General features: G+C 68.6%; 9 protein-coding genes. 2 read left to right on the top strand and 7 right to left on the bottom strand.

What is annotated here, in order from left to right:
• Positions 1-66 precede the first annotated feature (66 nt).
• The 6 genes from ffh to ftsY form a co-directional block, all read right to left on the bottom strand.
• Positions 67-1,632 carry a signal recognition particle protein gene (gene ffh, locus ACWGCN_RS08160; RefSeq protein WP_056811842.1) on the bottom strand — a complete coding sequence of 522 codons (1,566 nt, stop codon included), beginning with the start codon at positions 1,630-1,632 and terminating at the stop codon, positions 67-69.
• 80 nt (positions 1,633-1,712) lie between these two features.
• Positions 1,713-2,027 carry a hypothetical protein gene (locus tag ACWGCN_RS08155; protein ID WP_378992174.1) on the bottom strand — a complete coding sequence of 105 codons (315 nt, stop codon included), beginning with the start codon at positions 2,025-2,027 and terminating at the stop codon, positions 1,713-1,715.
• Positions 2,028-2,159: 132 nt separating this feature from the next.
• Complete coding sequence (locus ACWGCN_RS08150) at positions 2,160-4,604, bottom strand: [protein-PII] uridylyltransferase (protein ID WP_452458801.1); 2,445 nt, start codon at positions 4,602-4,604, stop codon at positions 2,160-2,162.
• A gap of 91 nt (positions 4,605-4,695) precedes the next feature.
• Positions 4,696-5,034 carry a P-II family nitrogen regulator gene (locus ACWGCN_RS08145; RefSeq protein ID WP_067449485.1) on the bottom strand — a complete coding sequence of 113 codons (339 nt, stop codon included), beginning with the start codon at positions 5,032-5,034 and terminating at the stop codon, positions 4,696-4,698.
• A 5-nt stretch (positions 5,035-5,039) separates the two neighbouring features.
• Positions 5,040-6,386 carry an ammonium transporter gene (locus tag ACWGCN_RS08140; protein WP_378992171.1) on the bottom strand — a complete coding sequence of 449 codons (1,347 nt, stop codon included), beginning with the start codon at positions 6,384-6,386 and terminating at the stop codon, positions 5,040-5,042.
• Between the two features lie 314 nt (positions 6,387-6,700).
• A complete protein-coding gene (ftsY, locus tag ACWGCN_RS08135; RefSeq protein ID WP_452458800.1) occupies positions 6,701-8,218 on the bottom strand; it encodes a signal recognition particle-docking protein FtsY in 1,518 nt (505 codons plus the stop codon).
• A 154-nt stretch (positions 8,219-8,372) separates the two neighbouring features.
• Between ftsY and ACWGCN_RS08130 the strand changes: the two genes are divergently transcribed.
• The gene (locus ACWGCN_RS08130; RefSeq protein ID WP_019048221.1) at positions 8,373-8,762 is read left to right on the top strand and encodes a DUF2237 family protein; all 390 of its coding nucleotides are present in this window, start codon (positions 8,373-8,375) and stop codon (positions 8,760-8,762) included.
• Here the strand turns inward: ACWGCN_RS08130 and ACWGCN_RS08125 are convergent.
• Positions 8,746-9,519: a TetR/AcrR family transcriptional regulator gene (locus ACWGCN_RS08125; RefSeq protein WP_452450573.1), complete on the bottom strand. Its 774-nt coding sequence runs from the start codon at positions 9,517-9,519 to the stop codon at positions 8,746-8,748. The two genes, ACWGCN_RS08130 and ACWGCN_RS08125, sit on opposite strands and share 17 nt — an antisense overlap.
• 123 nt (positions 9,520-9,642) lie before the next feature.
• On the opposite strand from ACWGCN_RS08125, the gene ACWGCN_RS08120 reads away from it, so the two are divergent.
• Positions 9,643-10,563 (top strand): NmrA family NAD(P)-binding protein, encoded by a 921-nt coding sequence (locus ACWGCN_RS08120; protein ID WP_452458799.1) that lies wholly within the window; start codon positions 9,643-9,645, stop codon positions 10,561-10,563.
• Positions 10,564-10,571 lie beyond the last annotated feature (8 nt).

The raw sequence follows: 10,571 nt of genomic DNA, 5'->3' as shown, positions 1-10,571 counted from the left end.
AAGCAACGGCGTCTAACCGGCGGCCCCTCAGGGCCGCGGACACGCGCGCGCCAGCGCGCCAACAATTCAGTTCTTGGGGAACTTCAGCTGGGACAGGTCGATCCCCTCGAGGCCGGGCGGCAGCTGATCGAGACCGGGGGGCATGTTCGACAGATCCATGCCCGGCGGCAAGCCCGGCATCCCGGCGGGCATTCCGGGGAACCCGCCGCGCATCTTCGGCTGAGTGGGCCCACGCCCGCCCTTCTTGCCCTTCTTACCGCCCTTTTTGTTGTTGCCGCGGCGAGCTCCCGGCATCCCCATCTGCCGACCCATCATCGCCATCATCTTCTTGGCTTCGAAGAACCGGTCGACGAGCTGGTTGACCTCGGAGACCTGCACCCCGGAACCGTTGGCGATGCGCAGGCGCCGCGAGGCGTTGATGATCTTCGGATTGTCCCGCTCGGCGCGGGTCATGCCCCGGATGATCGCCTGCACCCGGTCGAGCTGCTTGTCGTCGACCGCGGCCAGCGCGTCCTTCATCTGACCGGCGCCCGGCAGCATCCCGAGCAGATTGCCGATCGGGCCCATCTTGCGGATGGCCAGCATCTGATCGAGGAAGTCCTCAAGGGTGAGCTCGCCGCTGCCGATCTTGCGCGCGGTCTCCTCGGCCTGCTCGGCGTCGTAGACCTGTTCGGCCTGCTCGATGAGGGTGAGCACATCGCCCATGCCGAGGATGCGCGAGGCCATCCGGTCGGGATGGAAGACGTCGAAGTCCTCGAGCTTCTCACCGGTGGAGGCGAACATGATCGGCGCGCCGGTGACGTTGCGCACCGACAGAGCGGCACCACCGCGGGCATCACCGTCGAGCTTGGTGAGCACAACACCGGTGAACCCGACGCCGTCGCGGAAGGCCTCGGCGGTGCTCACCGCGTCCTGACCGATCATCGCGTCGAGCACGAACAGCGTCTCGTCGGGCTGCACGGCGTCGCGGATGCCCGCGGCCTGGCGCATCAGCTCGGCGTCGATACCGAGGCGGCCTGCGGTATCGACGATGACCACGTCGTACTGCTTGGCCTTGGCCTCTTCGATACCGGCCGCGGCGACGGCGACCGGGTCGGCCGCGGTGATCCCGAGCGGGTTCTCACCGCCACCGATGGAGGTGCCGCCGTGCGGGGCGAACACGGGCACGCCCGCGCGCTCACCGACGACCTGCAGCTGGGTGACCGCGCCGGGACGCTGGAGGTCACAGGCCACCAGCAACGGCTGGTGCCCCTGGCCCTTGAGCCATTTGGCCAGCTTGCCCGCGAGCGTGGTCTTACCCGCACCCTGCAGACCGGCCAGCATGATGACCGTCGGCGGGTTCTTGGCGAGATTGAGGCGACGGGTCTCGCCACCGAGGATCGCGACGAGTTCCTCGTTGACGATCTTGACGACCTGCTGCGCGGGATTGAGCGCGCCGGAGACCTCCGCGCCCTTGGCGCGTTCTTTGACGTTGGCGATGAAGCCGCGCACCACGGGCAGCGCGACGTCGGCCTCGAGGAGTGCGAGGCGGATCTCGCGCGCGGTGGCGTCGATGTCGGCCGGTGACAGACGCCCCTTACCGCGCAGATCCTGCAGTGCACCGGTAAGCCGGTCGGACAGGGATTCGAACACCGATCGCGCTCCTGATCTGAAAGGGTCTCAGGTCGTCTGACCGAAGCCGGACGTCTCTTGCCCTCCCAGGGTAATGGAGGTTATTCGGTATGTTGCACGTGCGGTGGCGCCGTGCGGCGCAACTCGTGCGATTCGATGTCCACCAGATACACCGCTTCTCTGCCGGTGAGGCCGAGTTCCCGGGAGAGCGCCTCGATCCGAATCCATTCGGAATCGGCACTGTCGGCGTGGTGGGCGGCGGTCGAGGCGATGGTCATCGCGGCCAACGCCTGCGCACCACTGAGGGTGCGACCCGGCAACCACGAAACCACCCACAGGTCACCACCGACGCACCGCGCGATGTGCGCGGTCGCGTCGCTGGTCATCATCGACGCGGAAACGACTTCGATAGCCACGGATCAGCTCCCCTCGTACGAGCGACAGCCGGACCAGGGGAATGCTATAGGTCCCATCTCGACTTATCGGGCCGCGAGGACGCTGTGTAGCAACCTGATAGCAATCAGTGAGTAAACCGTGTCCTTGCGGTGTCAGCCGGCGTCGGTTGTTTCGGTCGGCGGCGGGGTGGGCGCGGGCCGCGGAACCACGTCCAGGACGGCCTTTTCGATCCGGTCGCGCAGGGCTGGGCTGTCGGTGTCGCCCAGATCGAGGCAGAAGGCGTCGACCACAGCCGAGCCCATCGTGACCACCTTGGCCCACCGGACATTGGCTCCCGTCGCGGCGAACGCACCGGCCAGCCTGCTCAGCAAACCGATCCGGTCGTCGGCGCGCAGCTCCAGGATCACCTGTCCGGGAGTGCTGGTCGGTGACCAGATCAGGCGCGGCGCGGCGCGCGCGTACCGGCCGGGCCCGGTCCCGACAGCGTCGGTTTCGCGTTTGGCCAGCACCGCGGGCAGGTCGAGCGCGCCGGTGGTGGCCCGGATGAGTTCCTGACGCAGCAGACCCGCGTCCGGCGGATCGCCGAATTTCGGCATCACCACGAAGGTATTGATCGCCGAGTCCCCCGCACTGCCCAGCGCGGCCGAGAGCACCCGCAACGCGTGCAGTGCCAGGACACCGGCGGCGTAGGAGAGCAGGCCGGGCTCGTCGGGGGCGATCACGGTCACCACGAAGGTGTGCTTGCCGTCACCGGGCGCGAGGGTGACGTGCACGCCGCCTGCCCTGGCCTTGTCCAGAAGCTCCGGGTCGATCGGTTCCGGTTGCGGCAGCTGCTCGCCCGCCATGACCAGCCGGCAGCGGCGCACCAGCTCACCGATCAGCGAGGCCTTCCAATCGCCCCAGACTCCGGGGCCGGTCGCCATCGAGTCGGCTTCGGCGAGCGTGTGCAGCAGTTCGAGCAGGCCGACGTCACCACCGAGCGCGTCGGCGACGTGCTGCACGGTCGCCGGGTCGTCGAGGTCGCGCCGGGTCGCGGTGTCGGGCAGGAGCAGGTGGTGGCGCACGATCGCGCTGAGGGTACGCACGTCCGAAGGCCACATTCCGAGCCTGCGGCCGATATGCGTGGCCAGCTCCGCGCCGACGATGCTGTGGTCGCCCTGCCGCCCCTTGCCGATGTCGTGGAGCAGGGCGCCGAGCGCCAGCAGGTCGGGCCGGGCGACCCTGGTGCTCAGGCTGCTCGCGTAGGCGACCGTCTCCATCAGGTGCCGATCGACGGTCCAGGTGTGCATCGCATCGCGCGGCGGCAGATCGCGGACCGCGCCCCATTCGGGAAAGAGTCTGCCCCACAATCCGGTTCGATCGAGCGCCTCGACCGCGTCGATGCTGCCGCGACCCGCGCCGAGCAGGACGAGCAGATCGTTGAGCGCGTCCTTGGGCCACGGTTCGCGTAGTTCGGGCGCGTCCTCGGACAACCGGTTGAGCGTGGTCGCCGACATCGGCAACCCGGTCTGCGCCGACGCCGCCGCGACACGCAGGATCAGCCCGGGATCACGCTGCGGGCGGGCGTCTCTGGCCAGCACCACCTCGCCGGAGTGCTCGACCACCCCCTCATCGAGTGGTCGGCGCACCGGCATGCGGCGCAGTCTGGCCAGGCCGCGCCGCGGTAACGCGTTGGCGGCCGTGCGCAGACCAACGTCGCACGAATAGCTCACCGTACGCGCCGAATCGGTCAATGTCCGGGCGAGATCGAAGCGATCGCCGATGCGCAGCGCGGCGCCGATCTCGTCGGCGTCCTGGGCGCGCAGCTGATCGCGGGCCCGGCCTGCGACGCGGTGCAGTTCGGTGCGCACGTCGAGGAGCCTGCGGTGGGCCTGTTTCAGGCCGCCGCCGGGGACCTCGGGGCCCAATCCCGGCATGGCGTCGGTCAATTGGGCGATCGAGAGCGCGTCGAGCAGCTGGATATCGCGCAGCCCGCCGCGACCGTTCTTGAGATCGGGTTCGGCGCGATGGGCGATCTCGCCGCTGCGCTGCCAGCGGGCGGTGGTCTGGGCGATCAGATCGTCGAAGCGGGACCGGATACCGGTGCGCCATTCCCGACGCACGCCGCCGATGAGCAGATTGCTGAGGTCTCGGTCGCCGACGATGTGGCGCGCCTCCAGCAGGCCGAGCGCGGCGATCATGTCGTCGGCGGCCACCCGCAGCGCCTGCGGCACGGTGCGCACGCTGTGGTCGAGCTTGATGTGGGCGTCCCAGAGCGGGTACCAGAGTTGATCGGCGACCTCCGAAACCACCTTGGGGTCGACGTCGTCGTGCAGCAGCACGAGGTCGAGATCGGAGTAGGGCAGCATCTCACGGCGTCCGAGTCCACCCACCGCGACGAGCGAGAGGCCGCTGTCGGCGGTGATGCCGAGTTCGTTGCCCTTGCTGGTGAGCCACAGTTCGAACAGATCGACCAAGGCCTCGCGCAGCGATTCCGGATCGAGCCGCGGATTGCGGGTGCCCGCTCCGTCGAGCAGTTGCGCCCTGGCCTTCACCAGGTCCGCCGCTCCGTTGTTCTGAATACCACCGTTCCGCTGTGCCACAGCCCACACCACCATTTCATGCGGGCGGCCCCGCCCCGACCGGATCAGTCTCACCGGTGGGAGCGGGGCCGCCGCTCGATCGATTTATCGTGCGTGCCCTACCGAATTACAGTGCGTCGCTTCCGCGTTCGCCGGTACGGACGCGGATGATGGTGTCCACCGGGGTCACCCACACCTTGCCGTCACCGATCTTGCCGGTGCGCGAGGCTTCGACGATCACCTCGACGACCTTCTCGACCGACGCATCGTCCACGACGACCTCGACCCGGACCTTGGGCACGAAGTCCACCGAATACTCGGCACCGCGGTAAACCTCGGTGTGGCCCTTCTGCCGGCCGTATCCCTGGACTTCGCTGACGGTCATGCCGAGCACGCCTGCCTGTTCCAGCCCGGACTTCACATCTTCGAGCGTGAACGGTTTGACGATTGCCGTAACCAGTTTCATGTTCGTCATGCCTCCTTGACGAGCGTGCGTGCCGTGCCACCCACAGCAGCGAAATCGTAAGCGGTTTCCGCGTGCTCGGACTCATCCAGGCCCGCAGACTCGGATTCTTCGCTGGCGCGCAGGCCGATCGTGAACTTGATCGCGTACGCGATGATGGCCGTGGCGACCAGCGAGTAGGCGAGAACGGCGAAGGCACCGACGGCCTGCAGCTTCAACTGCTCGACCCCACCACCGTAGAACAGTCCATCGACACCTGCGGGAGCTTCGCTGGTAGCGACGAGTCCGACGATCAGCGTGCCGACCAGACCACCGACGAGGTGGACGCCGACGACGTCGAGCGAGTCGTCGAAGCCGAAGCGGAACTTCAGGCCGACGGCCAAGGCGCACAGCGCACCGGAGACGACACCGACAGCCAGGGCGCCGACCACGTTCACCGAGGAACAGGCCGGGGTGATCGCGACCAGACCGGCGACGATGCCCGAGGCAGCACCGAGCGAGGTCGGGTGACCGTCGCGGATCTTCTCCACGAGCAGCCAGGCCATCATGGCGGCGGCGGTGGCGATCGTGGTGGTGAGGAAGGTGGCACCCGCGACACCGTTGGCGCTCAGCGCCGAACCCGCGTTGAAGCCGTACCAGCCGAACCACAGCAGACCGGCGCCGAGCATCACGAACGGCAGGTTGTGCGGGCGGAACGGCGTCTTCGGCCAGCCCTTGCGCTTGCCGAGGATCAGGCAGAGCACCAGACCGGCGGCACCGGCGTTGATGTGAACCGCGGTACCACCGGCGAAGTCGATCGCCTTGAGGTTGTTGGCGATCCAGCCGCCGTTCTCACCGGTGTAGCCGCTGAAGGCGAACACCCAGTGCGCGACGGGGAAGTAGACGACCGTGGCCCAGATTCCGGCAAATACGAGCCACGACCCGAACTTCAAGCGGTCGGCGACCGCGCCCGAGATGAGTGCGACCGTGATGATCGCGAACATGAGCTGGAAGGCGACGAACACCGAGAGCGGGATCGTGCCGAACAGCGGGATGGCGGCGGGGGCCGCGGGGTCGGTAGTCGCTAGATAGTCGCCGCCCAGGACGCCCTTGAGGCCGAAGTACTGGAGCGGGTCACCGACCAGCTTGCCCTTGTCCTCGCCGAACGCCATCGAGAAGCCGTATAGACACCACAGGATGGTGATCAGGCCCATCGCGGAGACGCTCATCATGATCATGTTCAGCACGTTCTTGCCACGGACCATACCGCCGTAGAAGAACGCCAGACCCGGCGTCATCAACAGCACGAGGGCCGCTGACGCCAGCATCCAGGCGGTGTCACCGGCGTCCGGTGCGCCGATCAGTGGAAATGCCACCTTGTGTTCCTCCTCATCTCGGGCCCTGCCGATGACGGCAAAAGGACCTGTACAGAAGGGTCGCCACTCGGTGTTTCATCCGTTGAGCTGTGGTGTTTCACCTGAGTGAACGGATAGCGCTGTTGTGTTGCATCCACGTTTCGCGTGGTTGGCACGAGCCTGTCAGCTCACGGTGAGGTTGGTACGGATGTGCGATTCGCCGCGAGTTCGCGCGGCGATTCCCCACACCACCGCTGTCCGGAAACAGTGATGTCAGCCCAGGAAAACAGCGATGCCCGCCCGATCGCTGGATCGGACGGGCATCGGCGGGACCGTTACGCGGTACCCCCGAGCAGCGCGTCGACGAACGCGCCCGGCTCGAACGGCGCCAGGTCGTCGGCGCCCTCGCCGAGGCCGACGAGTTTCACCGGCACACCGAGTTCGTGCTGCACCTGGAACACGATGCCGCCCTTGGCGGTGCCGTCGAGCTTGGTGAGCACCACGCCGGTGATGTCGACGACGTCGGCGAACACCCGGGCCTGCATCAAGCCGTTCTGGCCGACGGTCGCGTCGAGGACCAACAGCACCTCGTCGACCTCGCCCTTCTTCTCCACGACCCGCTTCACCTTGCCCAGCTCGTCCATCAGGCCGGTCTTGGTGTGCAGGCGGCCCGCGGTGTCGACGAGGACCGCGTCGACACCGCGGTCGATACCCGCGGTGACCGCGTCGAAGGCGACAGCGGCCGGGTCGGCGGCCTCTTTACCGCGTACGGTCTCGGCGCCCACCCGTTCGCCCCAGGTCTGCAGCTGATCGGCGGCGGCGGCGCGGAAGGTGTCGGCGGCGCCGAGCAGTACCCGGCGGCCGTCGGCGACGAGCACGCGGGCCAGTTTGCCGGTGGTGGTGGTCTTGCCGGTGCCGTTGACGCCGACGACGAGCAGGATCGCGGGCTTGTCGCCGTGCGGAAGGGCGTGGATGGAACGGTCGAGCTCGGGACGCAGCGCCTCGATGAGCACATCGCGCAGGGCGGCACGAGCCTGTTCGGGAGTGCGCACGCTGCGCGAGGCCATCTCCTCGCGCAGGCGTTCGACGATCTTGGCGGTGCTCGCGGTGCCGATATCGGCCAGCACCAGGGTGTCTTCGATCTCCTCCCAGGAGTCCTCGTCGAGGTCGCCGCCGCCGAGCAGGCCGAGCAGGCTCTTGCCGACCGCGTTCTGGGAACGGGCCAGGCGACCGCGCAGCCGGACGAGGCGGCCGGTGGTGGGGTCGATCTCGTCGATCGCGGTGGTGGCGCCGACTTCGGCCGGGGTGGTCTCGGCCGGAGCCGGTGCGGGCTCGGTGGTCGGTGCGGCGGGAGCCTCGGTCGAGGACGTATCCGCGGGCTCGACTTCGGTAACAACCGGGTCGGACGGCGCGGTCTTCGCGGGGGCCGTGTCCGCGGGCGCGGTCTCGGTGCCGGGCTCAGCCGGTGCGACCGTGTCGAGGGCGGACGCGTCGTCGGGGACGACCACGGTCTCGTCGACGGCGACATCGCCCTCGGGCAGCGGAACATCGGTGATCCCGCGGCGCGGGGCGTCGCGCGGGATCGCGGCGTCGTCGCCGACGTGCGGTTGACCATCGGTATCAGTGCGTTCAGGGACGGGTTCGGGTTTCGGCACGGTCGCCGTCGAGCCGCCCTGGCTGAAGCTGAATCCACCGGACGCGGTGTAACCACCGGAGCGGTCCGTCAACTCCTTGTCCGGCTCGGGCGGGGCCAGCGAAATCTGGCGTCGCTTGTACAGGACGAAACCCGCGACGAGCGCCACCAACAGGACGGCGGCGATCGCGGCGATCAGGATCCACGCTTGCGAACTCACCCGGCGAGTCTATTCGGGCGGGGAGTTGCCGCACGTCGGCGGCGTCTGCGCGGCAGGTCGGCGAGCCGTAGCCGGGCGCGTCGCGGCGTGGCGGAAATACTACAGATTCGTTGTCCTGCGGAACTTCTGGCGGTTGCCCCATAGGATCGGCGGAGTGACCGATCGAAACGTGCTCGGGGGGCCGCTGGAAGAGTGCGGCACCGATCCTCTCACGGGCTTCTACCGGGACGGCTGCTGCAGCACCGGTCCGGAGGATCTCGGCAGCCACACCGTGTGCACCGTCGTGACGGCGGAATTCCTGGAGCATCAGGCCTCCATCGGCAACGACCTCAGCACCCCGCGCCCAGAGAACAACTTCCCCGGCCTGCAACCGGGCGACCGCTGGTGCGTGGTGGCGGTCCGCTGGTTGCACGCCCACGAGGACGGCGTGGCCGCACCCGTGGTGCTGGCCGCGACCCATGAGAACGCGCTGGAGGTCATCTCCATGGACATCCTGCGCAAATACGCCGTAGACGTCCCCGACGACGTCAGCGACCTGCTGTAAGGGCTCGCGACCCGTTGCGGAGGCGGTGGGCCTTCTGGCGGCAGGCCGGGGAGCAGTAGCGGGCCGGTCGGCCGGTGGCCGGTCTCCGAACGGGCGAGCCGCAGACGACGCAGGGTGCCGAGGTTTCGTTACCTTCCGCCGTTTCGTTACGGTCGGCCGCCGGGCGTTCCGTTACGACTGACGGATGGGCGCGCAGGGCGTCGAGGATGAGCGCGACGGCCGGTGCGAGCGGGTCCGCTGCGCGTCGATGTCGTTGGATCGCAACGCATCCGGTGAAGATGTCCAGCACATCGGTGACGACCACGTCGCGCCGGACCGCACCCTGACGTTGCGCCGAGGCCAGCAGCGCGCCCAGTGCGCGATGGAAGCGGTTGCCCGCCCCGCGTAGCAGGGCACGAGGCCAGCCGTCGTCGGATTGCACCAGGTCACAGAGGTCCTTGTTGCCGGGTGTGGTCACGATGACGTGGGTGCACAGGGCGAAGAAGGCCGCGCCCGGATCCGGATCGGTGAGGTGGTCGGCGGCCAGCGCCGCCAGCCGGTCGACGCGCTGTTGCATAACCGCTTCCAGCAGATCGGTTTTCGTGGGGAAATGCCGGTGGACGGTGCCCGCGCCGACACCGGCGCGGCGGGCCACCTCGGCCAGCGAGACGGTGGCGCCGCGTTCGGCGAGCGCACGCTGCGCGGCAGCCAGGATCAGCGCGCGATTGCGGCGCGCGTCGGATCGGATCGCCGGTTCCACGCCGTGCTCGACCGTCATTTCGTTACGCCTTCCCTGCACCGGACCTGGCCAACCGGGTGTGACCACCCGTACCGTCCGGAATACGGGTCGACCGACCCGATTGTAGGCACACGATCGATCACGAAACGGAGCTCCTCCGCAATGACGTCAGCACTTCCCGTTCTGATCACCGGCGCGACAGGCAAGCAGGGTGGCGCGACCGCCTACCGATTGCTCACCGAAGGCCGGCCGGTTCGCGCGTTGGTGCGCGACCCCGGCTCCCCCGCCGCCCGCGCACTGGCCGATGCCGGCGCCGAACTGACGGTCGGCGACTTCGACGACGCGGCCTCCCTGCGAGTGGCGGTGACCGGAACCCGAGCCGTATTTCTCGTTCCCCCAGCCGATTACCGCGTCAAGGGCTGGGGTGAGGACACCGAGGCCCGCCGCGGTATCGCCCTGATCGACGCGGCCCGCGCCGCCGGTGTCGAACAGATCGTGTTCACCGGCGTCGCGACCATGGGCGATGCGAAATCATGGGGTCAGCAGGGCAAACGCCGGATCGAAGAGGCGCTGGCTTCGTCGGGTCTGCGCTACACCGTGTTGCGCCCGGTGCGGTTCATGGAGAACTACCTGCTGCACGGCTCCCCTGTCGACGGTATCCGCGACGGCGGCGAACACCCGCACCTGTTCCCCGCCGATCGCCCGCTCCAGATGATCGCGATCGATGACATCGCCGCGTTCGCCGCCCTGGCCTTCGCCGACCCCGCGGGCTGGCACGCCCGCATCCTCGAACTCGCGGGCGACGCCATCACTCCGGTCGACGCGGCCGCCATCATCGGCGCCGCGATCGGCCGCCCCGTCCACTACCGCGAGGTCACCGAGGAGGAAGCCGACGCGATCGGCCCCCAACTCGGCAACACCTGGCGCCTGATCCGCGAGACCGGCGGCTGGCACGCCGACCTGCCCGCCTTGCGCGCGCTGCACCCAGAGTTGACCTCCCTGCGGGATTGGCTTGCCCGCGGCGGCTCTGAGCGGATCATCGACCGGATCGACACCACGGCTCCGGCGACCCGGTTCGGCTGAGACCGTCC

This window comes from Nocardia sp. NPDC055050 (genome assembly GCF_053608345.1).
The sequence above is the reverse complement of the archived record's forward strand: the minus strand, read 5'-3'. Positions and strand labels throughout refer to the sequence as shown.

Bases quoted from the DNA above. Each gene is read 5' to 3' on its own strand.
- ACWGCN_RS08150 (WP_452458801.1), bottom strand. From the start codon at position 4,604: ATGGTGGTGTGGGCTGTGGCACAGCGGAACGGTGGTATTCAGAACAAC.
- ACWGCN_RS08145 (WP_067449485.1), bottom strand. From the start codon at position 5,034: ATGAAACTGGTTACGGCAATCGTCAAACCGTTCACGCTCGAAGATGTG.
- ACWGCN_RS08125 (WP_452450573.1), bottom strand. From the start codon at position 9,519: ATGACGGTCGAGCACGGCGTGGAACCGGCGATCCGATCCGACGCGCGC.
- ACWGCN_RS08120 (WP_452458799.1), top strand. From the start codon at position 9,643: ATGACGTCAGCACTTCCCGTTCTGATCACCGGCGCGACAGGCAAGCAG.